The sequence below is a fragment of the Aciduricibacillus chroicocephali genome (genome assembly GCF_030762805.1).
GTDB lineage: Bacteria > Bacillota > Bacilli > Bacillales > Amphibacillaceae > Aciduricibacillus > Aciduricibacillus chroicocephali.
This window is the reverse complement of the sequence record NZ_CP129113.1, coordinates 1989276-2014439: the sequence shown is the minus strand read 5'-3', so window position 1 is coordinate 2014439 and position 25164 is coordinate 1989276. Positions and strand designations below refer to the sequence as shown.

The window sequence follows — 25164 nt, the reverse complement described above, 5'->3', positions numbered from 1 at the left end:
GCCCGAACAATTCAATGAGCAGTCCCTCATGGACATCTTTTCAGCTGAAAAGAGAAAAACGCTAAAGATCTACTATTTGGATACTCCTTCAAAAGAGTTCAAAGGAGCGGGTTTTCAGCATCGTATCAGATTGTATAAGGATGAGAAGAAATTTGATATTACCTATAAGAAACAGTTACCAGGCAGCCTTGACGCAGCGATTGCCGAAGCTGAAGCCCACGGCTTTAGCGGAGATGAATCGAATTATAAGTTCGAAGTTGATGCTAAAGGCGGAGAGCGCATTTTCACTATAAGTCGCAAAGAGAAATTTAAAGTGACACCAGCTTTATCTTATGAAGCATTTGACAGTGAGGCCGCAAAAAAGCTGTTCATCGACAATGTTCCTAAAAAAATTGAAGCTTGGTACGGTTCGGTATTGTATAGACAAGCTATGGAACAAGCAACAGTATTTGGCCCGGCTGAAGCAGCTACTTATGAAGGTTCCTATCTCGGTTATGTGGCAGACATTGAAGTGTGGAACAAACAGGGCGATCAAATTGTAGAAATTTCAACCAAGGAACAAAATGCAGTAAAGGCTGAAGAGATTGAAGCATTGTGGAGAACCAATCTACAAGAGGCAGGTTACCTTTCTGATGATCAAAGTGGAAAAACAGATTTTATCATGGGGAACTGAGTAATTATTAAAAACAGGGCTGCTATTCATAATGCAGCCCTGTTTCGTTTAGATTACGCCCAACTTCTCCAAACCTTTCGCAATGCCTGAATCTTCAACAGATGTTGTTTTGTACTTTGCATATTGGAAAAGCTCTGGATTCGCATTGGCCATTGCGAAACTATGGCCGACAGCCTGGAGCATCTCTTTGTCATTCATGCCGTCTCCAAATGCGATAGCCTGATCTTTATTTAGACCAAGTTCTTTCAGGACATGCTCTACGCCAATTCCTTTATTCACATCCTGGCGTATAAGATCGTAGCAATCTTCAGTTCCATACACATTTACTTGTGAAAGGCGGACTGAAGGGTCAATGAGATATGGTTCCAACTCTTCTTCGGTGTTAACTCCCATAAGTGTAACGCCTAGAGCAGGAGGGATGTCGTTCGGATTAAGCTGTGCATTCTCTGTCATATGAAGTGCTTTGGTGAATTTCTGTACACTTGATGCATAGAGATCGGTGTATTCACTTCTATGATCAGTATATAGTCCAATTTCATGGCCATTCTCATTGGCTAGACGGAGATAATGTTCTACCAGCTCTTTCTTAAACGGGCGTTTGAACAGTTCCTTTCCATTCATTGTCGCATAGGCGCCATTGAAGCTAATGAATGACGTAATGTTCAGTTCAGTGGCAAGAGACTTGATTTCATAAAACGGCTTGCCGGTCGCAAGGAATACTTCAACACCGTTCGCTTTTGCTTTGGCAATCGCTTCTTTTGTGGAGGAATCGTATGAGTAGTCAGGCTTCAAAATTGTTCCATCGATATCAAGGAATAGCACTTTGTACATTGGACCGGACACTCCTCTTCTAATATATAGTCAGTGCCATTGTAGCATATTTGCCCATCTCAGCCCCTCATTCTCAATTGGTTGCCGCTGTTCTCATTCCATGATAGGATAAAATTATACAAATTATTTACAAGATTGGGCGGCAGATGCTTGTTCCATCTGCTGTTTCAGTACGGATAAGATATATTTGCATATAGATAAGGCAGGATCGTTTTTAATGCAATTCAGCATACTGAAAGGGAAGGGGGAGCGAGATGAACAGAATTGCAATCATATCTGGCAGTCCTTTTGCGCAATCGAGAACAGACTGTATTCTGCGTTTTTTGTCCAATGAACTGGAAGGACGCGGGTGTGATGTTTCTTATATATCTGTTCGCGATGTACCGGCACATGACTTGATGGAATGCCGCTTTGACAGTCCGGCGATCCTTAATATAATCAATATTTTACGTGAAGCAGATGGCGTCATTGTCGGATCACCAGTATACCAGGCAGCCTATTCAGGAGCTCTGAAAGCACTAATCGATTTGATGCCGATGAATATTCTTGAAGGAACACCAGTGCTTCCACTTATGACGGGCGGTTCGAAAGCGCATCTGCTTGCATTGGAGTACTCGCTGAAACCACTTTTGGCTACCCTAAAGGCACATAATTTGAAAGGTGTCTACCTGATTGATAAGGAAATTGACAAAGAATCAGAGCAGCCGATCCTTGACGAGGATACTTATGGACGAACGATGAAACAGATTGAGTATTTTCTCGAATTCACTGGAAAGATATCCGGAAAAACAATTGAAAATTAATCATTTTGCATCTTCACCGTGCTGATTTGTCCCATAATTCTGTTATTATATATCTAAGCTATATAAGAAGGAGCAATTAAAATGAACCCATTTATTGAATATATGAGAGAAGTCGCACAGCCAATGCGTGATGAATTGACGAATGCAGGCTTTACTGAATTGACAACGGCTGAAGAAGTGAGCGAGTTCTTCGCAAATGAAACTGGCACGAGCCTCGTAGTTATCAATTCTGTTTGCGGATGTGCAGCAGGCCTGGCTCGTCCATCAGCCATTGAAGCTGTTCAAGGTGAGAAGCGTCCGGATAATCTCGTTACTGTTTTCGCTGGTCAGGATCGTGAGGCGACAGTTGAACTGCGCAGCTATTTCCCGACAACACCGCCGTCTTCACCTTCTATGGCCTTAATGAAAGGCGGAGAGCTTATCCACTTCATTCCACGTGAAGAAATTGAAGATGCAGATAAGGAAGAGATCATTAAAAACTTGCGAGACGCATTTGCGAAATATTGCTGAACCTAAGAAAACCTGCATATCCCATTATTGGGGTATGCAGGTTTTCTTTTGCATAATTTTCCGGGAAATGGTTTCTTGTCACAAGTAATTCACATATAATTTATTACAGACCGGCAATAAGCCGGGACAACTTAAGGAGGTTTTACAACGATGTATACATTTCTTGCTGGTATTGTCATTCTGATTATTGGCTATTTTACATACGGCAAATTCATCGAGAAAATGTTCGGTGTCAAAGAAAAACGAAAGACACCAGCTTATTCAAGCATAGATGGTATTGACTACGTACCGATGAATAAGAAAAAGAATGCACTGATCCAATTGCTGAATATCGCTGGAGTTGGTCCGATCTTCGGTCCGATCATGGGTGCGCTATATGGTCCGGTCGCTTTTCTCTGGATCGTATTCGGAGCGATTTTTGCTGGAGCGGTACACGACTATTTGACCGGCATGATTTCTATTCGCAACCGCGGTGCTCATCTTCCAGAGCTGGCGGGGAAATTCCTCGGAAAGTTCATGAAACATATCGTCAACTTGTTTGCACTTCTATTACTAGTCCTTGTAGGAACAGTATTTGCGACATCACCAGCACAACTTCTTCATAATCTGATGAACGGATGGATGGCTTTCGGCGTAATTATTGCAGTTATTTTTGCATACTACATTCTTGCTACAATGTTGCCGATTGATAAAATCATCGGGCGTCTTTATCCGATCTTCGGACTTCTTCTCGTTATTAGTGCAGTAGGTGTCGGAGTTCGCCTGATCATGACTGGGGCACCAATCCCGGAATTGACGCTTAAAAATTTGCATCCTGACAATCTGCCGATATTCCCGTTGCTCTTCCTTACAATCTCATGTGGGGCACTTTCCGGTTTCCATGCTACACAGACGCCAATCATCTCCCGGACGACTGAAAGGGAAAGTCAGGGACGCTGGATTTTCTATGGCATGATGATCGCAGAAGGAATCATTGCAATGATTTGGGCAGCTGCGGGAATGAGTCTTTTCAATGGAGGAGAAGGCTTGAATGAAGTACTTGCAGCTGGAGGCCCGGCTCTTGTCGTAAGCAAAGTTTCTACTCTCATGCTCGGCGCTGTCGGAGGAACATTAGCTGTTCTAGGTGTTATCGTGTTGCCGATCACTTCTGGAGATACGGCTTTCCGAAGTGCTCGCATGATCATCGCTGACTATTTCAACTTCTCTCAAAAGAAAATTTTGAGCAGACTTTGGATCGCGGTGCCACTCTTTGTTATTTCCATTATTTTGACACAAGTGGACTTCACAATTTTATGGCGCTACTTCTCTTGGGCAAACCAGACAACAGCAGTAATTGCCCTCTTCGTTGGGGCAATGTATCTGTTCATGGCAAGGAAAAATTATTGGGTTCCTTTGATTCCAGGTGTATTTATGCTCATGGCTATTACGACTTATATCCTCAACCAGCCAATCGGTTTCGGTTTATCGATGAAAGTATCCTATATCGGTGCTTCAATCATCTCAGTCATTCTAGTTGCACTCTTCTTCAGAGCTGCGATTGCTTCACGCGGCAGAGAGGTCGAGCTTGAAGAGCATGTTGATAATTGGGATGAAATTGCTTAACAATCACCGCCTTCCTCTATTTAAGAGGAGGGCGTTTTTCTGTTATGGCATAGGAGCGAACTGAATAGGGTATATTTCGAGTAATAGCCTGGCAGGTTGCTCACAAATCAGATACAGATTATCTCTCATGAAATTCAGATGGAGGGAGATGCTATATATGAAGACGGTAATTCCGCCTTTAATCATATTCTGATTCATTGACAATAAGGTAAATAATGGACTATATTTCAAAGGCAAGTTCATGTAATGAAGCCAGGCTCGTTCGTCATATGCGTTTATTTTCCTGATCGGAATGCTTTGTATGCACTGACGGGTTTTTTTCTGTTCTCTTTGGTTTCTTTTATTGTCAGTAGCTTCTTTCATGACTTGACAAAATTACGCATCAAGAAGGAGTGAGTGAGCCATGTCGGAATTTATGGCTGAACTGATTGGTACAATGATTCTGATTTACCTTGGTGACAGTGTTGTTGCCGCTGTTTCTCTTAGAGGAACAAAAACAGAAGGCGTCGGCGGAAGCTGGTTGCTTGTCGCGCTTGGTTGGGGACTTACACTCTCAGTTGCAATCTACGCTGTAGGACAGTTCTCGGGAGCGCATTTGAACCCGGCGGTAACATTAGCGCTTGCTTCTGTTGGAACGTTTGCATGGAGCAAAGTCGGATTGTACATTTTGGCACAGATGATCGGTGCATTCATTGGTGCAATTCTTGTTTACTTGCAATACTTGCCGCACTGGCGTGTAACAGAAGACCCTGCTGCAAAGCTTGGCGTTTTCACTACTGGACCGGCAATCCGCAGTCCATTAGCAAATTTGCTTAGTGAAACATTCGGTACATTTATTCTTGTGCTCGGTATCTTGTTCGTTGGGGCGCATCAGTTCCAGGATGGCTGGAATCCGCTTATTATTGGTCTGCTTCTAGCAACAATCGGTATTACGATCGGAAGTACAACTGGATTCTCAATCAACCCGGCACGTGACCTTGCACCAAGGATTGCGCATGCGATTTTGCCGATTCCAGGAAAGGGCAGCTCTGATTGGGGCTACTCATGGATTCCAATTGTCGGTCCAATCGTAGGCGGCTTGTACGGTGCTTCTTTCTATGAGGCTGTATTTAAAAATAACTTTATCACGCTATTCTGGATTTTTACTGTGGTTGTCATTATTATTGCCCTTGCGGCTGTTGCTTCTGTAAACTCAAAAAAGGAGCACGCATAAGGTAAACAGATACATTTGGGGAGGTTGATCGTGTGGCGAAAGATTATATTATGGCGCTGGATCAGGGAACGACAAGTTCACGGGCAATCCTATTTAATCAAGATGGTGAAATCGTAGAGGTCGCACAGTCGGAGTTCGAACAGTTTTTCCCGCATCCAGGATGGGTTGAACATGATGCGGATGAAATCTGGACAACGACATTGAACTGTATTACGGAAGTTTTCCGAAAAGCGGATGTCCGTCCAGACCAAGTTGCGGGAATCGGAATTACGAACCAGCGCGAGACGACAGTCGTATGGGACCGTCATACGGGCAAACCTGTTTATCACGCAATTGTCTGGCAGTCTCGTCAGACGGATGGCATCTGCAAGGAGTTGCGTGAAGCCGGGTATAATGATCTTTTCCGTGACAAGACCGGTTTGCTAATTGATGCTTATTTCTCCGGGACTAAAGTGAAATGGATTTTGGATAATGTCACAGGGGCACGTGAGAAGGCTGAAAAAGGCGACTTGATGTTCGGAACGATCGACACTTGGCTCGTGTATAAGCTTTCAGGTGGAAAAGTTCATGTGACCGATTATACGAACGCTTCCCGGACACTTATGTTCAACATCTATGATTTGAAGTGGGACGATGAACTGCTTGAGATTCTCAATGTGCCAAAAAGCATGCTGCCGGAAGTACGCCAATCATCCGAAGTGTATGCCCACACGGTCGATTATCATTTCCTCGGTGAAGAAGTTCCGATTGCAGGTATCGCAGGAGACCAGCAGGCGGCATTGTTCGGTCAGGCCTGTTTTGAAAAAGGTATGGCAAAGAATACCTATGGTACTGGTTGCTTCATGCTGATGAACACAGGTGAAAAAGGTGTGAAATCCCAGAACGGATTGCTGACTACACTTGCCTGTGCTGTTGACGGGAAAATAGAGTATGCGCTTGAAGGGTCTATCTTCATTGCCGGCTCTGCAATTCAATGGCTACGGGATGGATTGAAAATTATCAATTCAGCACCGGAATCTGAAAAATTCGCAAAACGCGTAGAGTCCACGGACGGTGTCTACTTCGTTCCAGCTTTTGTTGGTCTCGGAACACCGTACTGGGACAGTGATGCAAGAGGTGCTGTATTCGGACTGACACGCGGAACGACAAAAGATCACCTCATCAGGGCAACACTTGAGTCGCTTGCATATCAGACGAAAGACGTTCTCGATGCAATGATTGCCGATTCAGGAATTGACTTGAAAACATTGCGAGTGGACGGAGGAGCGGTAAAGAATGACTTCCTCATGCAATTCCAATGCGATATGCTTGGAGAAGCAGTTGAACGCCCGGTTGTCCAAGAGACAACGGCACTTGGAGCAGCGTATCTTGCCGGGCTCGCAGTAGGATTCTGGGATACGAAAGAAAATATTGCGAACCAGTGGAAGATTGACCGCACATTCGAATGTGCTTTTACTGAAGAGAAACGCAATGAGCTATACGCTGGCTGGAAAAAAGCCGTTACAGCAACACGTTCATTCAAGTTATAAGACAATGCCGGACGCTAGAGGTGTCCGGCTTTTTATTGAAAAATTACTTGTGAAAATCAATGCTGCAGAATTTCAAGACTAATTTGACTTTATAATCATTCGACTGTAAACTTGGTATATATGACCAAAACGAATGAGGTGATTTTGTGATTGAATCCGTTTTCACAATTGGCGGCGTGCTCATAGTCATTTCAATTATTCTCGGACTTATCATACTTAAAGCAACACCGAAATCGGCTTATCTTGCCTATGCACCTGGGGCTATCCTGTTTGCAGGAGGACTAGTGCTCTTGCTTCTGGCAAGCATTATGGAGAAAACTGTCATCATGGGTGCCGGTCTTGGCGGCTGGGGAATGGCTTGTCTGTTCGCTGCAGCATTCGGTTTTATCGTAACATCGACTGCAGATGCATTTGCTCAGGAAGCTTAATTCAATATTTTTCACCGAAAGGAAGCGGGAAATGACGCTTCCTTTTTTGCATTAAAAAGCATAGAGAATCAATTTTAAACTCAACTGGAGATGTAATAAAAATGGGGATATTTTTTAGTGTTATGCTGCCGATTATGGCAGTCTTCGCGCTCGGCTACGGTCTGCAACGCTGGAAGCAAGTACAAGTTAAACAAGTCTCAACTGTCTCGATATACATATTCATGCCGCTTTTCTTCTTTTCTTCCTTATATGAAGCAAAGTTTGATCAGCGCTATACGATCATGATTGTCTTTATCTTATTTTTACTTTTTGTCATGGTGATGATTAGCAAACTGCTCGGCAAAATATTCGGCTGGACCAAATCCGTGGAGAGTGCATCCATTCTTTCTACTGCTTTTATGAATGGCGGCAACTATGGCATTCCAATGATTCTTTTCACGTTTGGGAAGGAAGCACTTCCTTTTGCAGTATTCTATATGGTCATTCAGTCTATGGTCATTAATTTCTTCGGAGTGTATTTTGCCAATAGGGATGCGCAGGGAATGGCTCGAGCAATTCGTAAAGTGTTTGAGATGCCAGCGACGTATGCAGCAATTATCGCAATTATTTTGAATGCTGCTCAAATCCGTCTGCCGGATCCTGTGTACGATACGATCAAAACTGTTGGAGATGGCTCCATTCCACTCATGATGGTCATTCTCGGAATGCAGCTGGCAACAATCCGTACTTTGGATTTCAATTGGAAAGTGCTCATCTCCTCAGTAAGTGTGCGTATGATCGTATCTCCCTTAATTGCATGGGGATTCGTTGAACTTCTCGGAATTGGTCCAATTATTGGCGGTATCATGATTATCATGTCAGCAATGCCGAGTGCGGCTTCTGCCACAATGTACGCGATTGAATTCGACACCGAGCCGGATCTTGTCACTAGCGCAACCTTAATTACGACAGTTTTCAGCTTCTTGTCGATTACTGTTCTGTTAAACGTTTTGACATGATTTTTGTCGAAATCTTTTTCCTGCCTTTTTGACAAGTTGAGACTTGAAAGGGTATGTATCAACAAAAAGGAGTGAAAAAATGATTCAAGAGCTGAAATCAAAAGAAGAGATGCGAGCAGCCTATCCAGTTATGAAGCAATTGCGAACGCACTTGGATGAAACAGCATATCTACGCCTTGTCGAGGAGGCTCGCCAGAAGGATAACTACCGCATGTTCGCCTTGATTGAAGATGAAAAAATCGTTGCAGTGACGGGCTTTAAGCCGATGATTACACTATATTATGGCAGATTTATCTGGGTATGCGACCTCGTCACGGATGCATCTTTCAGGTCCAAAGGCTATGGTGAACAACTGCTTCATTTCGTGGAAGAGTTTGCAAAAGAACACAACTTCTCATCTGTCGCGTTAAGTTCGGGACTTAACCGTGCCGATGCCCATCGTTTCTATGAAAATGTAAATTACGACAAAGTAAGCTATGTTTTTAAAAAGGATTTAGATAAGTAAATGTGGTAAAAGGTGATATAGTTAGTTGCTTAAATAAAGAGTTTTGTAGAAAAACTATTCGAGGATCCACACTGTGTCATTTGAAGATGCTATTTAATATCAGGTACGGTCAAAGTGATGCCGCACCTGATATTGATTTTACTTTGACAGTAAATTGAAAGCGCCAAGTGCCATGAGCAAGAGGGGCGGTAGAAACCCCATGCGCGCAAGCCGGTCGCTGCGCAAGAGAAAGAGTCCGGTCTTCATTCCGAGGAAAAGAAGTGTTCCGCTCATAAGAGCGATCAGTACAGCGGTGAGCAGTGGTGTATAGCCAATAATGGCCGCACCAAGCCCTGCGCCAAAAGCATCGAGAGCGAGTGCGATCCCGAGAAGAAGGCTTTCCTTTGCCGAAATCGAACCGGATTTATCCAAGTCTGCACGATCGGGCGTACCCATAACGGTAATGAAATCACTTCTTTTTGGAGATTCTGATTGTGACTTTGGATTGCTCGATCTTTTACTTTGGCGTAGCAGATTCGTCAGAGAGAACAGACCGATAGCAATCAGAATGAGGCCGCCAAGTTTCTCGGTGATTTCCGGTTTGATCCAAGTTGTGAGCCAAGTGCCGATCGTCATCGAAACGAGGACAACTGTTCCGGAACAGCACATAATGATCAGCAGAGGAAGAAGCGGGAGGCGGATTTTTTGCATGCCGTATGTGATGCCGACTCCGAACCCATCCAGACTCACAGCGATAATGAGAAATAATAAACCAGTGTAATAAAGCATGCGATCCCTCCAATCTGTTTATCTATACGTATGGGCAGCCCATGCATTTGGACTGGGCATATGTCTATCTGATCAGTTAATGCTTCTAAATCGGTTGACAGTATACTATGAGGGGTATATAATAATTTTAGAAAAAGAATTCGGAGGTGGCGTTTTGGAGTATGATAAAAAGATGATCCACCGGCTCAAACGAGTGGAAGGGCAGGTTCGTGCCGTTCTCCGTATGATGGACGAAGGCAAAGACTGCCGTGATGTAGTCACCCAGATTTCTGCTGCACGCAATGCACTTGATCGTGTTGCCGCACTTGTTGTAAGTACGAATCTCGAAGCTTGTATCCGTGAAGATCAAGCGAAGGGACAGGACTCCGAAGAAACAATTCGCGAAGCTGTTAATCTGCTTGTAAAAAGCAGATAATCCATTTCATTTATTAGGGAGGAATTCATAATGGAAGAGATTTCAACAAAGGATTTGCAGGAAAAACTTGAAAAAGGCGAAAAACTTAAGGTATACGATGTTCGACGTGATGAAGAGGTTGCAGAAGGGAAAATCCCTTGTGCCAAACATGTCGAATTGGACAAGATTCCAGATAATTTGGATGCATTTGATAAGAACGAAGTGAACTATCTCATTTGTCGTTCCGGGGGAAGATCCAGCCGTGCTGCAGAGTTCCTCGAACAAAGAGGTTATAAGGTAGTAAACGTTGCTGGTGGCATGCTTGCTTGGGAAGGCGAAACAGAATAACTGGCAACATTATTAGATCTTTTAAAATTTCAGACCCGCAAGTTTTTTGCGGGTCTCTTTTCATATAAGGAGATGCGCGCCATGGATTATGACATCATATTGCTTCTTATCATTTTCATGATCGGTTTTATCGGCTCTTTTGTTTCTGGCATGCTTGGTGTTGGAGGTGCGGTTGTCAATTATCCGATGCTGCTTATGATTCCAACGGCTCTTGGAGTTGGTTCTTTTACTGCTCATGAAGTATCAGGCATTACAGCAGTACAAGTTCTCTTTACGACAGTTGTCGGTGCCCTTGCTTACCGAAAAGGTGGCTATTTGAATAAAAAGGTCATCATTTATATGGGAGGCGGTGTCCTTCTTGGAAGTCTCGCAGGCGGCTTTATGTCCTCAGCTATGCCTGAAAGTGGCATCAATATCGTTTATGGCTTGCTTGCACTTGCAGCAGTTGTCATGATGATCATTCCACATGGGGGAGAAGATGATCTTGCATACAGCACCGATCACTTTAATAGACTTCTTGGCATATCGTCAGCCTTCATCGTCGGTCTCGGTGCCGGAATAGTCGGTGCTGGTGGAGCATTTTTGCTTGTGCCGGTTATGCTCACTTTGCTTAAGCTGCCGACACGTACAGCGATTGCTTCCTCTCTTGCAATTACCTTTCTATCGTCAATTGGCTCTGCAGGGAGCAAGCTCATTATGGGCCAGGTTCTATTTATCCCAGCAATTGTTATGATTATTGCAAGTTTAATCGCATCGCCTTTAGGGGCAAAAGTCGGCAAGAAAATGAATACAAAGTTTCTCGAAAAGGCCTTAGCGGCGCTTATTTTCATCATTGCTGTGAAAATCTGGTTTGATATTTTCGCCGGACATTGATCTGCTTTTTTTGCATAAGCTTTCGTTTACGGACATACTGTAATGGATGGGAGCGTGAATATTGATGATTCTCTATATGGCAGGCGGCTCTTTTATTTTCAGAGGTCCGATGCTCGTCACAATCCTGAGTCTCGTTCTAGGACTCGTCTTTTTCAGGATATTTTCACCATTTCCCAGTCTTAAAGAGACGAAGGCCCGCGAGGACGATCTGTTTACGATAACATTGAGCTTAATTATTACATTATGGATTGGCAAAATTATTACGAATTTCCCGCTCTTTATTAAGAATCCTCAAGCAGGTCTTGTATACCCGGCGGGCAAATATGCTTTGTATGCCGGGCTTGTCATGACTGGAATCTATATTGTCTGGCATTATTCAAGAAAAGGCGAAAGCAGACCATGGCCGGACATTCTGCTTTCTTCACTCATGGTTATCATTTCTGGACAGTTTTTGTTTGGGTTCTTTAACTTTGTACTAGGGATGCAGTCTGTGAACATCGCATATCTCATTTTTTATGCGATTCTGCTTATTATCATGATTTTTGCAAAGGGCAGAGTAGATCGTACATTTTTTGCATTTGGCTTGCTTGCAGCATTTGCTGTAGGGCAGATCATTCTCGGCTTCTTCTGGAGAGGGTATCTGTTTCAGTTCTATCCAGGTTTGATCTTCTGGATCATTCTTCTGCTGTTTGGCCTGTACGGATTGAGCGTCAAAAAAAGGAAAGTGCATTAAAGGAGGACATCCCGTTTGAAAAAATGGTTATTTCTCGGCATACTCGGGCTTATGCTCGGCTATACCATTTATACGACAATGGTCAAAAATAAAGAAGCTGACGAAGTTGAAGAAGCAGAAACAGTCGGCAAGACAAATGTTGATCTTAAGAACGAAGTGAAAGAGGAAGAGACTAAGAAAGGCGACCCAAATGAAGTCGGACTGAACATCGGCAATATCGCTCCTGATTTTGAACTGAAAGTACATGGCGGTGGAACGAAGAAGCTGTCCGATTTTCGCGGTGAGCCAGCCATGCTGAACTTCTGGGGTACTTGGTGTCCTCCTTGTCAGGCGGAAATGCCAGATATGGAGAAGTTCTATAAGGATACAAAAATGCCGATTGTTTCTGTTAATCTGACGCGCAATGAATCGAGCAAAAACAATGTGCCGAAATTCATAAAGGATTACGGCCTTACATTCCCAATTCTGCTCGATGAAAAGCTTGAAGTGTCAGAGCTATACATGGTTCGAGTCATTCCAACGACTTACTTCTTGGACAAGGAAGGCCGAATCCAAGCGAAGCGTCTTGGACCGATGAATTATGAGTATATGAAAGATCAGTATGAACAGCTGAAATAATATGGATGTAAGTGAAATCCTGTCCTAAGGGCAGGATTTTTTCTATAGAAAACGATAGGGCTCAGCTTCGTTTTCCAGCCCTTTCCTATGTTATAATGCTGTGAGAAAGCAGGGTGAATGAATGATGAAAACAGTAGTACTTGCAGAGAAACCTTCTGTCGGTCGTGACCTTGCCCGTGTGCTCCAATGCACGAAGAAGGGGAACGGTTACCTTGAAGGTTCAAAATATATTGTTACATGGGCACTTGGCCATCTTGTGGAATTGGCTCAGCCGGAAAATTATGATGTGAAATACCAGACTTGGAATCTTGAAGATCTTCCGATGCTGCCAGACAATTTGTGCACGGTCGTCATGAAGAAGACAGGTAAACAGTTTCAGGCAGTAAAATCCCAGCTCGTACGCCAAGATGTCGGGGAGATTGTCATTGCAACAGATGCAGGGCGTGAAGGTGAGCTCGTTGCCCGCTGGATCATTGAAAAGGCTAGGGTCAACAAGCCAGTCAAGCGTCTTTGGATTTCATCTGTTACAGATAAAGCGATTCAAGATGGCTTCAAAAATCTGAAGCCTGGCAAAGCATATGAGAATCTTTATTATTCAGCGATTGCCCGTGCTGAGGCAGACTGGTTTGTCGGGCTCAATGCGACACGCGCATTGACGACGAAATTCAATGCTCAGCTATCAGGCGGTCGGGTACAGACGCCAACTCTTGCCATGATTCGCCAACGTGAGGAAGAAATTAAGAGCTTCCAACCACGTACTTACTACGGAATAGAAGCTTCCACAAAGAACGGCTTGAAGCTGCGCTGGTCAGGTGCGAAGGGAAATAGCAGAATCTTTGACAAAGCGAAGGCTGACAAACTGCTTGCCGGAATGAAAGGCGAAGAGCTGGAAATCAAAGACGTCGAGAAGAAACAGAAAAAGAAGCACGCACCGCAGCTGTATGATCTGACTGAACTTCAGCGCGATGCCAACCGCCTTTTTGGCTTCTCGGGTAAAGAGACATTGCGCACAATGCAGCGCCTGTATGAGCAGCATAAATTGCTCACATATCCGCGTACAGATTCCCGCGTCATTACGACTGACCTTGTGCCGACATTGCCGGAGCGGTTGAAGGCATGTGCTACGAGTGATTATGCACCATTTGCGAAGAAACTCATGAACAAGAAATTCAACTTGCCGAAGTCTGTTGTAAATGATGCGGCTGTAAGTGACCACCATGCAATCATTCCGACAGAGGAGACAGCGTACCTTGAGAATCTCGATGCAAGTGAACGGAAAATTTATGATCTGGTAACGAAGCGTTTCCTTGCTGTTCTGTCTGATCCGCATGAGTATGAAGAAGTACAAGTTAAAGGCAAAATAGGACAGGATACTTTTACAGCTAAAGGGACGATTGTGACAAAAGAAGGTTGGAAGGAGATCTATGCACGTAGCAGCTACAAAGCTGATGATGAAGAGCGTGCTGGCCGACTTCCAGATGTGAAAAAAGGCGAAAGCTTCCCATCTCCTGATTTAAAGCAGACAAGTGGAGAAACTGAACCTCCTGCAAGATTCACAGAAGGTACATTACTATCCGCAATGGAAAACCCTGTCCGCTACATGCAGGGGGAAGATAAGCATCTCCAGCAGACGATGACGAAAGCTGGTGGGCTCGGTACGGTTGCGACAAGAGCCGACATTATAGAGAAGCTATACAACACAGGGTATATGGAATTGAAAGGGAAGAATATTTATCTCACATCCAAAGGACGTCAATTGCTTGACCTCGTTCCTGAAGACTTGAAGAGTCCCGCACTTACAGCTGAATGGGAAGAAAAGCTCACAGATATTGCGAATGGGCGTTTGAAGCATAAGGAATTCATTAGCGGCATTAAAGAATATACGAAAGAAATCGTCGCAGAAATCAAGTCTGAGGAAACTAAATTCAAGCATGATAATCTGACAGGTACAAAATGTCCGGACTGTGGCAAACTCATGCTTGAAATTAAGAATAAGAACGGCAAGATGCTCGTCTGCCAAGATCGTTCATGCGGTCATAAGAAAAACATCTCCCGCAATACGAATGCCCGCTGCCCGAACTGTCACAAGCGGATGCAAATGCGTGGCGAAGGTGAAGGCCAGATGTTCTTCTGCACATGCGGACATAGAGAGAAGCTTTCGACATTCCAGGAGCGGAAGAAGAAGCATCAGAATACACGGGTGTCGAAGAAAGACATGAATAAGTACATGAAAAAAGAAGACAGCTTTTCAAACAATCCATTTGCCGAGGCACTGGCTAAGCTAAAGAAAGACTAAACAATAAAAAATCCGGCTCTGTCTTCAGGCAGACCGGATTTTGGCATGAATATCAAAAGATTTTTTTATCAATCATGTTATGGTTTTTATCCCAAACTTCTATCTTACTCGGTGCGTTGTCTTTGGCGAGTTTTGTAGCTGCTTCAATGGCTTCAACTTGAGAATTGTACTGATTTTCCGGAACGGCATCCTCAAGTTTTACAATCCAGCTGGACATATCGGGAGTAGGTACGACACTGTACATGTTCACATTCATGCAAATGTACCCGTCTGCCTATAGACTAAAACAATCTTTATATATCGGAGGGCTTCATATGTTGATTCATGGTCATGAAGTGCCTGGGGCAATTGATGAAGAAACACGCTGTAGCCATTATCATAAGGAAAATGACCGGATTGCGATCAAGTTCCATTGTTGCGGTAAATACTATCCTTGTTACAAATGTCATGTGGAATTTGGATGCGGAAAAAAAGAAGTATGGCCGAAAGCAAAGTTTGATGAAAAAGCGATCCTTTGTGGCAGTTGCGGAAATGAATTGTCAGTGAACCAATATTTTCAGAGCGGCTATGAATGTCCGAATTGTAAAGCTGAATTCAATCCTGGCTGTGGTTTGCATCGAGAATTGTACTTCGAAACTTAAGAGTAGGCTTGTTTTACTTGATATGAAGTGTGATGTATCATAGAAGAGAAGAGTTTTAGTGAATTCTTCCTATATTGTTCTTATTTAGCGTGTTCATGACACGTTTTGAATTGCTATACGATAATAGAAGGAGGGAATAGAAATGGCATTTGTCATCCTTGATCCATGCCGCGGCGAGAAGGCGGGAGAATGTGTTTCCGTCTGCCCGGTTGACTGTATCGAAGAAGGACCGGAACAATTTTATATTGATCCGGATATTTGCATCGACTGCGCGGCTTGTCAGGCTGTTTGTCCTGTTGATGCAATTGTCGAGGAATACGACCTTGATCCTGCACAGGAGAAATTCCTTGAAGAAGCGGAGAAATTCTTCTCAGAACGTTAAAATAATGAGCCTGTTTCCTAATTGGAAACAGGCTCATTTTTATATTGTCTCCTACACTCTTGGCCACTCCGGATTATCATCCGTTTCAAAGATACCGAGCGTTACATCACCAATTGCTGCATCTTTCAATATTTCTTTTTCTAGTTTAAACATAATATCATCAGCTTCACTTAAAGAAAGGTTCTTCCGCAGTTCGACATACACTTCGACATGATACAATCGGCCTTCCTGCACGATGCGCATCTTGTCGATGTCATCAACGTCATCATCCGACAGAATGACCCTTGCTACGCGTTCTTCAATAAGATTGGGTGCTGCCACGCCAATAAGCCCAATTGTGTTGTCATATCCCGTTTTCAGAGCGATGATGATCAGAAGAATGCCGATTAGCATCGTACCGATACCATCCCAGAAAAATTGTCCTGTTATATGGGCAAGCGCAATAGCAGCCATAGCAAGGAGTCCGCCGAGTGTGGCAACGAGATCCTCATAAAAAACAAGACGTGTCGGTGGAGCGGCGTAGCGCAGATGGGGCAGCGCTCCAGTCACAATTCCGAACCCTTTCAGGTTAGCTCCGGATTCATGATTAATCTCCTTAAGCGTCTTAACAAGCACGATGCCATCGAGCATGACAGAAAACAGAAGGACACCCATCGAGAGCCAAAGGCTTCCAGAAGCCTCCGGGTGAACAGTTAGATGCCAGCCTTTCAGAATCGTTTCATAAGCCATAATGGCAATGACAATTACCGCAATTAGAACAAAAAGATTGACGACTCTTCCAAATCCAGTCGGGAATCGTTTTGTTGGTTTTTTTTCACTTAGTGCACTGCCGAAGAAGACAAGTCCCTGATTAAGCGTATCGGCACCTGAGTGGACAGCTTCCGCGAACATCGCACCGCTTCCACTAATCGCTGCCGCAATCCCTTTAATAATTGTTAATACGAGATTGCCGAGCGCAGCAAGGCCTGAGGAAACATTGCCTCTCTTGAAGAATTCAATGATACCCATGATATATGCCGCCTCTCTCAACCATGATTATTTAGTACTTCCCGATTTTGAATAAGACCATACACGATTGGAGAAAGGGCCGAGGCAGTTTTTCATTTATTCATTAAGGGAATAATGTGGACAAAATAAAAAAAGATGGAGGACTGGAAGATGGTGCATTTCGAAAAGGCAGTCCTTTTTTACAATAAGATTGCTGGGGATTCGGATGTGGAACAGAAGCTCGCTGATACTGTGCCCATTCTTGGCAGGGTCATTGATGAGCTAACTCTTATAAGTACCGAAACAGAATCAGATTTACAAACAAAATGCAGAAACATGGCAGAGTTAGTCGATCTGATGATCTTTCTTGGCGGAGATGGGACTGTCCATACTGCAATTAACAGCATTGCCCCTCTTCAGAAACGGCCAGTCATCGCGATTCTTCCTGGTGGAACTTCTAATGATTTCAGCCGAACCTTAAATATTCCACAAAGATTGTCTGAAGCGGCAGAGTCTTTAGCTCAAGGGAAATTGATACCTATTGATGTTGGGAAGTCGAATGATGACTATTTTCTCAATTTCTGGGGAATTGGACTTGTCTCAGACACATCAAAGAATGTCGATGGGAATCAGAAAGAAAGTTTTGGCGTACTCAGCTATTTTATGAGTACATTGAAAACGATTCGTGAAGCAGACTCGTTTCAATATGAAATTCATGCGGATGGAGGGGTGAAAAGGGAAGGAGAGGCAGTCCTTGTCTTTGTTCTAAATGGCTGCTTTGTCGGAACAAGGAGGCTTCCAATCAATTCAATTAATCCCCGGGATGGAATATTTGATATTCTGATTGCCCGCAATTCGAACCTCGCTTCACTACGGGAGCTCATGTCTTTGAAAAATCCGGATACTGATGTAACAGCATTGACAGAACTTGATTACTTCCAGGCGAGAGAACTCAAAATCATTACAGATTCAGCAAAGGATATCGATATGGATGGAGAAATCAATACTAGGACACCTTCTGTCATTCAGGTATTGCCAAACCATCTCGAATTCCTTGTACCTTTTGATTTTGCATAAAGAAAAGCCGACCTAAAGGGGACGGCTTTGTTTATTAATCCTGATTCGATTCTTCTGCCTCTTCGGCAATTTTGCTTTTAATCCATCGTTCAGCTGTTGCTTCGTCAACTTCATAAACTTTACCAGCACGGAAAAGATCTCCGTGATATGCTGTTTGAACGTTCATCTTCACTTTTGTCATGGAATAGGCTCCTTCGTTATAGAGAAATCCTTATTAGCTATTATAACAAAATAACGTTTCAGCTGTCTTAAGGTTGCTTTTTGCTATTTCGAAAAACCTTTGCGCTGCGCACATATTCGACATCTCTCACATCGACTCGAGAATTGGCGACGCGGGCAGCTGCGAAGAAATAGTCCGATAGCCTGTTCAAATAACGGAGCGGCACATCAGGAACATCTTTTTCCTTGTTGATTAGCGTAACGACAGAGCGTTCTGCACGCCGGCAAACTGTCCGGGCAATATGGAGAGCAGCCGCTGCCTTTGTCCCGCCGGGCAAGATGAATCGCTCGATTTCTGGAGCTTCTTCAGAAAGTGTGTCAATGCGATCTTCTAGATTGGTAACGGCTGTCTCACTTAATTTCAAAACTCTTTTTGCAGTAACGTTGGCTAAATCTGAGCCCGCATCAAACAACTCATGCTGGATTGTTTCCAGATCTTCAAGCAAATCTGCAAAATGATTGGCATCCAACTCAGCCACAGCAGATCCGACAAAACAATTCAGTTCGTCAATCGTCCCGTAAGCTTCCACCCGAATATTGTCTTTCGCCACACGGGCACCGATAAGTGCCGTTTCGCCTTGGTCGCCAGTCTTTGTATATAATTTCATAAAATCCTCCGTTCTGAATATTCAGCTTGGCTTTCATCATTTTCTGAAGAGCTGACAAATCTTTTCTCTTCAACTCAAAAGGCCGGAGCGAATATGTATTGAATTGATTGTACCATAACAAAAGGGGCTGGAAGTTCATTCTCCAACCCCTTCTCAAGCTATTCTTTCTTTTCTGTTTCCACCCAAATATCAAATGCCGGGTGCTTTTCTTTCTCGTAGTGTCCGTTCGGGCAGCTTTTCACGATTTGTGAAGGAAATGCTGTCGATTGGCTGATGAGCGGAACTTGGCAAGTCGGGCATTTTTCCACAAACAGATTCTTAAAAAAAGACATTACAAAACCCTCCATGTACTTAAAATCGTTAAAACCAATTTGTTTAATAGGGATTATATCATGGAATTCAGAAAATTGGAATCGTAATATTGTTATCATTTTAAGGATATTAGAGGGAATGTAAGGGGAATAGAAGTTTTGACATACTGTCATGCCGGGAATTTAAGAAATATGAAAAGCAACGTTACAACACAAATAGACATCCTAGAGTGAAGGGAGGACAACACAGATGATTGAACTTGTGATTGTAGCCATAGTGCTTATTGTAGCAAGCACCGTTCTGTATAAAAAAATGGAAAACCTTGAGGAACGTCTGAGTCTCATGGAACAAAAGGTAAATAAGATCGCATACCAGATAGAGTTTCCTGAGCCTGCAGTCAACGCTGAATTGCGTCAGCTTATTCGCAATGAAGAGGTTGAAAAGGCAGAATGTGTCGCCCGTGAAGCGCTAGGCATGACAAGCCTTGAAGGAAGAATGTATGTAAGCGGACTGAAAAATGAGATGCAAATGGAATAGTTTTTGAATTGTTATTGTCCCCTTTCGTCATGGAAGGGGGCCTTTAATTTGCTATTTTTCTAAAGGGAAAAGAGATGTGAACAGAATATAAAGTACTAAAGATGCTACCGAAAAAGCAAGAGTCAAAAATTAGTCATGAAGGCAGAGTATTCTTCGCCTTACTTTTCTCTCAAACTAGTATAATGATATTAGAAGCTGCACAGTTGGGAGATGCTCATATGACGTTTTATCAGCTACTTGTCCTAATCCATGTAATTTCGGCCATCTTGGGACTTGGCCCTGGATTTATCATGACCTACATATTAACGAAGACAGATAAAATTGCAGAGCTGCGCCATAGTTACCAATTGCGAGGCAGACTGCACCTAATAGTCATGAGTGGCGGAATCATCCTCCTTGTAACAGGACTTTCAATGGGAGCGATCAATCCTTATCTATTCCGGACAGGCTGGTATGTTTTAAGTCTTGTTCTTTATTTCGTGGCACTTGCATTCGGCCCATTGCTCCTCTCACCATTAACAAAGAAAATCAGGCCGATGCTTGCTGCACATGATGGTGAGGATATTCCGGAAGGTTACTGGCCACTCGCAAAAAAAGTCTATCTCTATGAGAACATCATTAACGGAATATTTGTTGTCATTATTGTACTTATGATGTTGAAGCCGTTCTGATCAGGTTCGTTTAAGGGGAAAGCTGATGAGCGAAGATACGATGCTTTCATTTTAAGATGATTGACTAGGAGGAGAATTTCTTGAAAGCGATTTTATTGATGGGGTATGGTGCGCCGGAATCTATGGATGATATCGGTGCTTACTATGCGAGTATCCACCATCGCAAATCAGTCGGCAGGGCTGTCGTGAAAAAGGCAGAGAGGCAGTTTTACCATCATGGTACTGGAGAGACACTCGGCAGTATTGCGAAGAGGCAAGCAACAAGTATCGAGATTGCATTGGACCGCTGTTTTGGAATGAAGTTGCCTGTGTATTCAGCATTTCGGCATACTGCACCTTTTGCAGATAGAACTGTAGAGAAAATGCTTCGAGATGGTGTGACGGGAATCTATTTATTCACATTAAAACCGATTGTGACGGAGCGGGAAGCTTTACTGAATGAGAAAATCGTTGAGAAGGAGCTGAAACGATTAAATCAGGCAGAGAAAGTTACGGTACATACGATTCTTCCTGAACATATTGATGAGCGCTGGGTAAACATACTTGCCAATCGTGCTAAGTCAGCATGGACCTGGCTGCCCGAAAAACTGCAACCCCATGCAGAAGTGATTTTTACAGCTCATAGTGTGGCTGGAAAGGCAACGCAGCGCGAGTCATATGACAAGCTGCTGAAAGAACTTGCGTCCGCTGTTGCCGATATAGCCGGACTTAAACAATATTCAACAGCATACCGGAGTGCTGGCAGGAATAGAGACATGTGGTCAGGACCTGATATTCTGGAAGTTATTCGTGAAAAGTCTGAGGAAGGGTGCAAAGCTGTTATTGCGGCCGATTTGCAATCACTGGCAGAGAACATCGAGACTGCCTTTGATATCGGTTATGATTTGCAAGAATTGTGTTCCGAACTGGATATGAAGTTCCTGCGTGCTGCACAGCCCAATGATTCATTCGATCTCATAATCGCTGCAGCTGAGATGATTGCAGACCATTTCAAATGAGGCAATGCATCATGGTATGCTAAAGTTAATGCTCAAAAAAGAAGGAATGAAGATGAAGAAGAAAAAATTACATAAGACGAATGCAATGAGGATTCTTGAGCAGCAGGGGTTTGCCTATAAGATCCATGAATACCCATGGAAGGGGGACAGTCCAGATACGGAGAATGCTGCAGAAGAAGCAGGTCTTCCTGTTTTTAAGACACTTGTCGCAACTGGTGATAAAACTGGTGTCATCGTCGCATGTCTGCCTTCAAATGACGAAATTGACTTGAAAGCACTCGCTCGTGCAAGCTCCAATAAAAAAGTCGAAATGCTTGCGATGAAGGACCTTGAGAAGACGACAGGTTATATCCGAGGAGGCTGCTCACCAATCGGCATGATAAAGCAGTTCCCGACATTCATTGCCCAACAGGCAGAAAATCTGGACACTATGGTTGTCTCAGCAGGCAAGCGGGGCATGCAGATGGAATTGAAACCAGCTGATTTAAAACAGGCAGCACATGCTGATTTTGCAGACTTTACAGCAAAGCATTAATAAAAAAAGGCGACGGATAAGCAGAATCCGCCGCCTTTTTATTATTTTTCGTCATTATCAGCAATTGACGTCCAGCCATCTTCCTGTATGATTTTCTTCTCTTTCATTAGCTTGCCAAGTGCTCTCTTGAAAGCAGCCTTGCTTATTTGGAAAGTAGTGCGTATATCCTCAGGATCGCTCTTATCTGTAAATGGCATCCTGCCGCCCTTGCCCTGCAAGTATTCAAGAATTTGCTCAGCATCATCGCCCATGCTGTATTGTTTAAGCGGACGAAGAGAGAGATTCAATGTGCCATCCTCCTTCACGTCAATTACGCGTCCCTCAACGAGCTCACCAAGGCGAGGTTCTTCTTTACGCTCCTGATGATGGATGAAGCCGCGGTAATCTTCATCTGTAATAATGGCAGTACCTTCTTTGCTCGTGCGATAGACGCGTCCTTTTACAGTTTGTCCATATAATTGATCAGGAGCCCATTCGCGAATATCGTCGATGACATTTTCTGAAGCAGGGATTGCAAGTAGTCGATTCTTACGGTCTGTTTCCAATTTCACGAATAATTTATCTCCACTCTTAGGCCAAACTTGCTCGAAAAGTGGCAAATCATCTGCAGAAACGAGAATTTCTGTAGTTGTACCAATATCAACAAAAGCACCGAGTCCTTTAACAGTACCAGCCACTTCAGACCAACCATATGTCTCAAGGGAGGCTTCAGGCAATTTCCCTGATGCTCGAAGTTTTCCTGACTTCTCCGGATAAATAAAAACTTCTGTTGAATCACCTGCTTCCAGTTCAGCAAGTGATTCTTCACGATCAAGATGGACGCGTCCAAAATTATTTTCAAGCATGTAGCCCGTACCTGTCACACCAGATACGGTCATATGCTGGATTGTTCCTACCATATTCTTCATTAAATCAACCTTCTTTCGATTCATTATGCATATTGTACCAGTTTACCCGATATTGGTTTTGAAATGCAAAAAAGCTTCCTGCCGGCACGCGACAAAAAGCTTCTTTTGCACGGGTTTTATTAATGAGCAAAAGCGAATGACTTGTTTTTCAAATCGGCCAACCACTCGGAAACTTCCGGTGGTGTCATCGGTTTTCCATAGAAATATCCTTGCATGACATCACAGCCTAGTGTTGTAAGAATATCAATCGGTTCCTGATGTTCCACACCTTCAGCAACGATATCAAGCTTAAGACTTTTCGCCATACGAATGATCCCTTTGACAATAGCGTGTTTATTGGGCGTTTCAAGATCATTCGTGAACAGGCGGTCGAGTTTCAGACAGTCAATCGGGATGCGGTCCAGAACAGCAATCGAAGAATAACCTGTACCGAAATCATCCAGTGAAATCCGGACCCCGAGTTGCCGTACATCTTCCAACTGTCTAATGATGTCATCCATATTCCGCATGACCATCGATTCGGTTATTTCCAATTCTAGCATGTGAGGGGGCAGCCCAGATTTTCCCAAAGCTTCTTCCACCCAACTAAAAAGCTGTCCGTTCTGGAAAATACGAATGGAGAGGTTAACGGCAATGGACTGGCTCCAGCCTTGATCGTACCAGAGCCGTGCCTGATGACATGCTTTTTCTATAACCCACTTTGTAATTGGGATAATCAAGCCTGTTTCTTCAGCAATTGGAATGAACTCTGCAGGAGATACAAGCCCTTTTGTGGGGTGTTTCCAGCGTAACAAAGATTCGAACCCGCTAAGCTGATTATCGACTACGTTCCATTGTGGCTGATACGTAATGAAAAGCTGATTTTTTACCAATGCTTGATGCAAATCATGCTCCAATTTCAATTTGCGTGTCTTTCGTTTTCCAAGCTCTTCATTGTATATGACATAGCTGTTGCTTCCGCGCTGCTTCGCCTCATACATCGCCGTTTCAGCTTCGCGCAGTAGATTAGAATGCTCATATTCATCAATTTTGCCAATGCTAATACCGATACTTCCTGTAATGTACAATTCATTCGTACCGATATGGAATACACGTTCAATCATATTTAAAGCCTGTTCAGCGAGCGCTTTTGCCTTCATTTCATTGGAGAAATTTGCAACGATTAGAAACTCATCGCCGCCAATTCGGAATACTTCACAATCCTCGCCTTGCAAATGTTTCAATCTCTGTCCGGCTTCTGCGATTAGTTTGTCACCGATGACATGGTTCAGTGTGTCGTTAATCGTTTTAAATTGATCAAGGTCAAGGAAGAGTACAGCTGTATCGGTACTGCCAGCATTTGAATGGAAATGGCGGTTCATATCATTCCGGTTTGGGAGTCCGCTGATGCTATCGGCATAGGCAAGTCTTTCCAGCACATGTCGCTCAAAGAACATAGCTCCCCATGAAGTGAGAAGAAGAATAAAGATAATGACTGTTACACCGTACAGTAGGACAGGATCCAACCCATTATCCATGCCAGTATGGACGTTGGGCATAGGTAACTTCGATTTGAATATCGTCGCTTTCATGCCGGAATAATGCATTCCACAAATCGCGAAGCCCATTGCAAGAGAGGAGAGCCATTTTGAGATGGAAGCACGGTGGCTATTACGGAAACGGAGAAACAGGAACAAAGCTGCATAGGAGGCGACCAGTGCGATTACAGCTGAGATCGTCCACCAGACAGGATCATACTGAATCGTCATCGTCATCTGCATAGCTTCCATACCTATATAATGCATCGTAATAATGCCGCTGCCCATTACAAGGCCGCCGACGGCAATTCGGGTACCCTTGATTTTTCTCTGAGCAGTGATCCAAAAAGCGATAAAAGCGGAGAAAATACTTGCTGCCATAGAAGTAAGTGTAAGAGCAATGTCATGCTGCATTTTCATTCCCATCTGAAATGACAGCATCCCGACAAAATGCATTGACCATACGCCGCTTCCCATAACGACTGAGCCGGCAGCAAGCCAGAATATACGAGCTTTGCCTTCTGAATAGGAAACTTTTCCTACTATGATTAGTGCAGAATATGAAGCAAGCACAGCGATGATAATTGAAAGGGCTACAATATAAGGGTTATAGCTACCTTGCATAATCATGTCCAATTCTCCCGTCCAAA

General features: G+C 43.6%; 31 protein-coding genes. 22 read left to right on the top strand and 9 right to left on the bottom strand.

Going from position 1 to position 25164, the window contains the following annotated elements:
• The first annotated feature begins 28 nt into the window (after window positions 1-28).
• Complete coding sequence (locus QR721_RS10525; protein ID WP_348026717.1) at window positions 29-673, top strand: hypothetical protein; 645 nt, start codon at window positions 29-31, stop codon at window positions 671-673.
• Between the two features lie 48 nt (window positions 674-721).
• Here the strand turns inward: QR721_RS10525 and QR721_RS10520 are convergent, their stop codons facing one another.
• Window positions 722-1504: a Cof-type HAD-IIB family hydrolase gene (locus tag QR721_RS10520; RefSeq protein WP_348026715.1), complete on the bottom strand. Its 783-nt coding sequence runs from the start codon at window positions 1502-1504 to the stop codon at window positions 722-724.
• 254 nt (window positions 1505-1758) lie between these two features.
• Between QR721_RS10520 and ssuE the strand changes: the two genes are divergently transcribed.
• From ssuE to QR721_RS10480, 8 genes are all read left to right on the top strand, one after another.
• Entirely contained in the window at window positions 1759-2307 is a 549-nt protein-coding gene (gene ssuE / locus QR721_RS10515; protein WP_348026713.1) for an NADPH-dependent FMN reductase, read from the top strand.
• An 81-nt stretch (window positions 2308-2388) separates the two neighbouring features.
• Window positions 2389-2817 (top strand): BrxA/BrxB family bacilliredoxin, encoded by a 429-nt coding sequence (locus tag QR721_RS10510; RefSeq protein WP_348026711.1) that lies wholly within the window; start codon window positions 2389-2391, stop codon window positions 2815-2817.
• A 150-nt stretch (window positions 2818-2967) separates the two neighbouring features.
• Window positions 2968-4419 (top strand): carbon starvation CstA family protein, encoded by a 1452-nt coding sequence (locus QR721_RS10505; protein WP_348026710.1) that lies wholly within the window; start codon window positions 2968-2970, stop codon window positions 4417-4419.
• A 403-nt stretch (window positions 4420-4822) separates the two neighbouring features.
• Window positions 4823-5632: an MIP/aquaporin family protein gene (locus QR721_RS10500; protein ID WP_348026708.1), complete on the top strand. Its 810-nt coding sequence runs from the start codon at window positions 4823-4825 to the stop codon at window positions 5630-5632.
• A gap of 50 nt (window positions 5633-5682) precedes the next feature.
• Window positions 5683-7161: a glycerol kinase GlpK gene (glpK, locus tag QR721_RS10495; RefSeq protein WP_431189545.1), complete on the top strand. Its 1479-nt coding sequence runs from the start codon at window positions 5683-5685 to the stop codon at window positions 7159-7161.
• A gap of 146 nt (window positions 7162-7307) precedes the next feature.
• A complete protein-coding gene (locus tag QR721_RS10490) occupies window positions 7308-7589 on the top strand; it encodes a hypothetical protein (RefSeq protein WP_348026704.1) in 282 nt (93 codons plus the stop codon).
• A 101-nt stretch (window positions 7590-7690) separates the two neighbouring features.
• Entirely contained in the window at window positions 7691-8587 is an 897-nt protein-coding gene (locus QR721_RS10485; RefSeq protein WP_348026702.1) for an AEC family transporter, read from the top strand.
• A 79-nt stretch (window positions 8588-8666) separates the two neighbouring features.
• Window positions 8667-9092 carry a GNAT family N-acetyltransferase gene (locus QR721_RS10480; RefSeq protein ID WP_348026700.1) on the top strand — a complete coding sequence of 142 codons (426 nt, stop codon included), beginning with the start codon at window positions 8667-8669 and terminating at the stop codon, window positions 9090-9092.
• Between the two features lie 138 nt (window positions 9093-9230).
• Here the strand turns inward: QR721_RS10480 and ytaF are convergent, their stop codons facing one another.
• The gene (ytaF, locus tag QR721_RS10475; RefSeq protein ID WP_348026698.1) at window positions 9231-9860 is read right to left on the bottom strand and encodes a sporulation membrane protein YtaF; all 630 of its coding nucleotides are present in this window, start codon (window positions 9858-9860) and stop codon (window positions 9231-9233) included.
• Window positions 9861-10014: 154 nt separating this feature from the next.
• Here ytaF and QR721_RS10470 point away from each other — a divergent pair, with 154 nt between their 5' ends.
• From QR721_RS10470 to QR721_RS10445, 6 genes are all read left to right on the top strand, one after another.
• Window positions 10015-10275 carry a metal-sensitive transcriptional regulator gene (locus QR721_RS10470; RefSeq protein ID WP_348026696.1) on the top strand — a complete coding sequence of 87 codons (261 nt, stop codon included), beginning with the start codon at window positions 10015-10017 and terminating at the stop codon, window positions 10273-10275.
• Between the two features lie 30 nt (window positions 10276-10305).
• Entirely contained in the window at window positions 10306-10602 is a 297-nt protein-coding gene (locus QR721_RS10465) for a rhodanese-like domain-containing protein (protein WP_348026694.1), read from the top strand.
• Between the two features lie 81 nt (window positions 10603-10683).
• Window positions 10684-11475, top strand: coding sequence for a sulfite exporter TauE/SafE family protein (locus QR721_RS10460; protein ID WP_348026692.1), 792 nt, complete (start codon window positions 10684-10686; stop codon window positions 11473-11475).
• A gap of 61 nt (window positions 11476-11536) precedes the next feature.
• Window positions 11537-12208 (top strand): hypothetical protein, encoded by a 672-nt coding sequence (locus tag QR721_RS10455; protein WP_348026690.1) that lies wholly within the window; start codon window positions 11537-11539, stop codon window positions 12206-12208.
• Window positions 12209-12223: 15 nt separating this feature from the next.
• On the top strand, window positions 12224-12826 hold the full coding sequence (locus QR721_RS10450; protein ID WP_348026688.1) for a TlpA family protein disulfide reductase: 603 nt from the start codon (window positions 12224-12226) through the stop codon (window positions 12824-12826).
• Between the two features lie 121 nt (window positions 12827-12947).
• Window positions 12948-15122, top strand: coding sequence for a DNA topoisomerase III (locus tag QR721_RS10445; protein ID WP_348026686.1), 2175 nt, complete (start codon window positions 12948-12950; stop codon window positions 15120-15122).
• 52 nt (window positions 15123-15174) lie between these two features.
• On the opposite strand, the gene QR721_RS10440 is transcribed toward QR721_RS10445, so the two are convergent.
• Window positions 15175-15378 (bottom strand): DUF2188 domain-containing protein, encoded by a 204-nt coding sequence (locus QR721_RS10440; RefSeq protein WP_348026684.1) that lies wholly within the window; start codon window positions 15376-15378, stop codon window positions 15175-15177.
• A 58-nt stretch (window positions 15379-15436) separates the two neighbouring features.
• Here QR721_RS10440 and QR721_RS10435 point away from each other — a divergent pair, with 58 nt between their 5' ends.
• Entirely contained in the window at window positions 15437-15763 is a 327-nt protein-coding gene (locus QR721_RS10435) for a CHY zinc finger protein (RefSeq protein WP_348026682.1), read from the top strand.
• A gap of 142 nt (window positions 15764-15905) precedes the next feature.
• Entirely contained in the window at window positions 15906-16145 is a 240-nt protein-coding gene (locus QR721_RS10430; RefSeq protein WP_348026680.1) for a ferredoxin family protein, read from the top strand.
• Window positions 16146-16196: 51 nt separating this feature from the next.
• Here the strand turns inward: QR721_RS10430 and QR721_RS10425 are convergent, their stop codons facing one another.
• Complete coding sequence (locus QR721_RS10425) at window positions 16197-17153, bottom strand: cation diffusion facilitator family transporter (protein WP_348026678.1); 957 nt, start codon at window positions 17151-17153, stop codon at window positions 16197-16199.
• Window positions 17154-17303: 150 nt separating this feature from the next.
• Here QR721_RS10425 and QR721_RS10420 point away from each other — a divergent pair, with 150 nt between their 5' ends.
• Entirely contained in the window at window positions 17304-18209 is a 906-nt protein-coding gene (locus tag QR721_RS10420) for a diacylglycerol/lipid kinase family protein (RefSeq protein WP_348026676.1), read from the top strand.
• Window positions 18210-18243: 34 nt separating this feature from the next.
• On the opposite strand, the gene QR721_RS10415 is transcribed toward QR721_RS10420, so the two are convergent.
• The 3 genes from QR721_RS10415 to QR721_RS10405 form a co-directional block, all read right to left on the bottom strand.
• Complete coding sequence (locus tag QR721_RS10415) at window positions 18244-18390, bottom strand: hypothetical protein (RefSeq protein WP_348026674.1); 147 nt, start codon at window positions 18388-18390, stop codon at window positions 18244-18246.
• 67 nt (window positions 18391-18457) lie between these two features.
• The gene (locus tag QR721_RS10410) at window positions 18458-19036 is read right to left on the bottom strand and encodes a cob(I)yrinic acid a,c-diamide adenosyltransferase (RefSeq protein WP_348026672.1); all 579 of its coding nucleotides are present in this window, start codon (window positions 19034-19036) and stop codon (window positions 18458-18460) included.
• A 158-nt stretch (window positions 19037-19194) separates the two neighbouring features.
• On the bottom strand, window positions 19195-19368 hold the full coding sequence (locus QR721_RS10405) for a hypothetical protein (protein ID WP_348026670.1): 174 nt from the start codon (window positions 19366-19368) through the stop codon (window positions 19195-19197).
• A 229-nt stretch (window positions 19369-19597) separates the two neighbouring features.
• On the opposite strand from QR721_RS10405, the gene QR721_RS10400 reads away from it, so the two are divergent.
• The 4 genes from QR721_RS10400 (at window position 19598) to ybaK (ending at window position 22089) form a co-directional block, all read left to right on the top strand.
• Entirely contained in the window at window positions 19598-19885 is a 288-nt protein-coding gene (locus QR721_RS10400) for a hypothetical protein (protein WP_348026668.1), read from the top strand.
• Between the two features lie 218 nt (window positions 19886-20103).
• Window positions 20104-20556 carry a DUF2269 family protein gene (locus tag QR721_RS10395; protein WP_348026666.1) on the top strand — a complete coding sequence of 151 codons (453 nt, stop codon included), beginning with the start codon at window positions 20104-20106 and terminating at the stop codon, window positions 20554-20556.
• An 80-nt stretch (window positions 20557-20636) separates the two neighbouring features.
• Window positions 20637-21554, top strand: a complete 918-nt coding sequence (locus tag QR721_RS10390; RefSeq protein WP_348026664.1) for a ferrochelatase — start codon at window positions 20637-20639, stop codon at window positions 21552-21554.
• Window positions 21555-21606: 52 nt separating this feature from the next.
• The gene (gene ybaK, locus QR721_RS10385; protein WP_348026662.1) at window positions 21607-22089 is read left to right on the top strand and encodes a Cys-tRNA(Pro) deacylase; all 483 of its coding nucleotides are present in this window, start codon (window positions 21607-21609) and stop codon (window positions 22087-22089) included.
• A gap of 41 nt (window positions 22090-22130) precedes the next feature.
• Here ybaK and QR721_RS10380 read toward each other — a convergent pair whose 3' ends face one another.
• Together QR721_RS10380 and QR721_RS10375 are read right to left on the bottom strand one after the other, a co-directional pair.
• Window positions 22131-22997, bottom strand: coding sequence for a CvfB family protein (locus QR721_RS10380; protein ID WP_348026660.1), 867 nt, complete (start codon window positions 22995-22997; stop codon window positions 22131-22133).
• A 119-nt stretch (window positions 22998-23116) separates the two neighbouring features.
• Window positions 23117-25144, bottom strand: a complete 2028-nt coding sequence (locus QR721_RS10375) for a bifunctional diguanylate cyclase/phosphodiesterase (protein ID WP_348026658.1) — start codon at window positions 25142-25144, stop codon at window positions 23117-23119.
• Between the last annotated feature and the right edge of the window lie 20 nt (window positions 25145-25164).

Coding starts and splice junctions, on each gene's coding strand:
- QR721_RS10430 (WP_348026680.1), top strand. CDS start 15,906: ATGGCATTTGTCATCCTTGATCCATGCCGCGGCGAGAAGGCGGGAGAA.
- QR721_RS10485 (WP_348026702.1), top strand. CDS start 7,691: ATGGGGATATTTTTTAGTGTTATGCTGCCGATTATGGCAGTCTTCGCG.
- QR721_RS10445 (WP_348026686.1), top strand. CDS start 12,948: ATGATGAAAACAGTAGTACTTGCAGAGAAACCTTCTGTCGGTCGTGAC.
- ytaF (WP_348026698.1), bottom strand. CDS start 9,860: ATGCTTTATTACACTGGTTTATTATTTCTCATTATCGCTGTGAGTCTG.
- QR721_RS10420 (WP_348026676.1), top strand. CDS start 17,304: ATGGTGCATTTCGAAAAGGCAGTCCTTTTTTACAATAAGATTGCTGGG.
- ssuE (WP_348026713.1), top strand. CDS start 1,759: ATGAACAGAATTGCAATCATATCTGGCAGTCCTTTTGCGCAATCGAGA.
- QR721_RS10510 (WP_348026711.1), top strand. CDS start 2,389: ATGAACCCATTTATTGAATATATGAGAGAAGTCGCACAGCCAATGCGT.
- QR721_RS10380 (WP_348026660.1), bottom strand. CDS start 22,997: ATGAAGAATATGGTAGGAACAATCCAGCATATGACCGTATCTGGTGTG.
- QR721_RS10505 (WP_348026710.1), top strand. CDS start 2,968: ATGTATACATTTCTTGCTGGTATTGTCATTCTGATTATTGGCTATTTT.
- QR721_RS10375 (WP_348026658.1), bottom strand. CDS start 25,144: ATGATTATGCAAGGTAGCTATAACCCTTATATTGTAGCCCTTTCAATT.
- QR721_RS10440 (WP_348026684.1), bottom strand. CDS start 15,378: ATGAATGTGAACATGTACAGTGTCGTACCTACTCCCGATATGTCCAGC.
- QR721_RS10425 (WP_348026678.1), bottom strand. CDS start 17,153: ATGGGTATCATTGAATTCTTCAAGAGAGGCAATGTTTCCTCAGGCCTT.
- QR721_RS10415 (WP_348026674.1), bottom strand. CDS start 18,390: ATGACAAAAGTGAAGATGAACGTTCAAACAGCATATCACGGAGATCTT.
- QR721_RS10525 (WP_348026717.1), top strand. CDS start 29: ATGGACATCTTTTCAGCTGAAAAGAGAAAAACGCTAAAGATCTACTAT.
- QR721_RS10435 (WP_348026682.1), top strand. CDS start 15,437: ATGTTGATTCATGGTCATGAAGTGCCTGGGGCAATTGATGAAGAAACA.
- QR721_RS10520 (WP_348026715.1), bottom strand. CDS start 1,504: ATGTACAAAGTGCTATTCCTTGATATCGATGGAACAATTTTGAAGCCT.
- QR721_RS10500 (WP_348026708.1), top strand. CDS start 4,823: ATGTCGGAATTTATGGCTGAACTGATTGGTACAATGATTCTGATTTAC.
- QR721_RS10400 (WP_348026668.1), top strand. CDS start 19,598: ATGATTGAACTTGTGATTGTAGCCATAGTGCTTATTGTAGCAAGCACC.
- QR721_RS10395 (WP_348026666.1), top strand. CDS start 20,104: ATGACGTTTTATCAGCTACTTGTCCTAATCCATGTAATTTCGGCCATC.
- QR721_RS10465 (WP_348026694.1), top strand. CDS start 10,306: ATGGAAGAGATTTCAACAAAGGATTTGCAGGAAAAACTTGAAAAAGGC.
- glpK (WP_431189545.1), top strand. CDS start 5,683: ATGGCGCTGGATCAGGGAACGACAAGTTCACGGGCAATCCTATTTAAT.
- QR721_RS10460 (WP_348026692.1), top strand. CDS start 10,684: ATGGATTATGACATCATATTGCTTCTTATCATTTTCATGATCGGTTTT.
- QR721_RS10410 (WP_348026672.1), bottom strand. CDS start 19,036: ATGAAATTATATACAAAGACTGGCGACCAAGGCGAAACGGCACTTATC.
- QR721_RS10405 (WP_348026670.1), bottom strand. CDS start 19,368: ATGTCTTTTTTTAAGAATCTGTTTGTGGAAAAATGCCCGACTTGCCAA.
- QR721_RS10480 (WP_348026700.1), top strand. CDS start 8,667: ATGATTCAAGAGCTGAAATCAAAAGAAGAGATGCGAGCAGCCTATCCA.
- ybaK (WP_348026662.1), top strand. CDS start 21,607: ATGAAGAAGAAAAAATTACATAAGACGAATGCAATGAGGATTCTTGAG.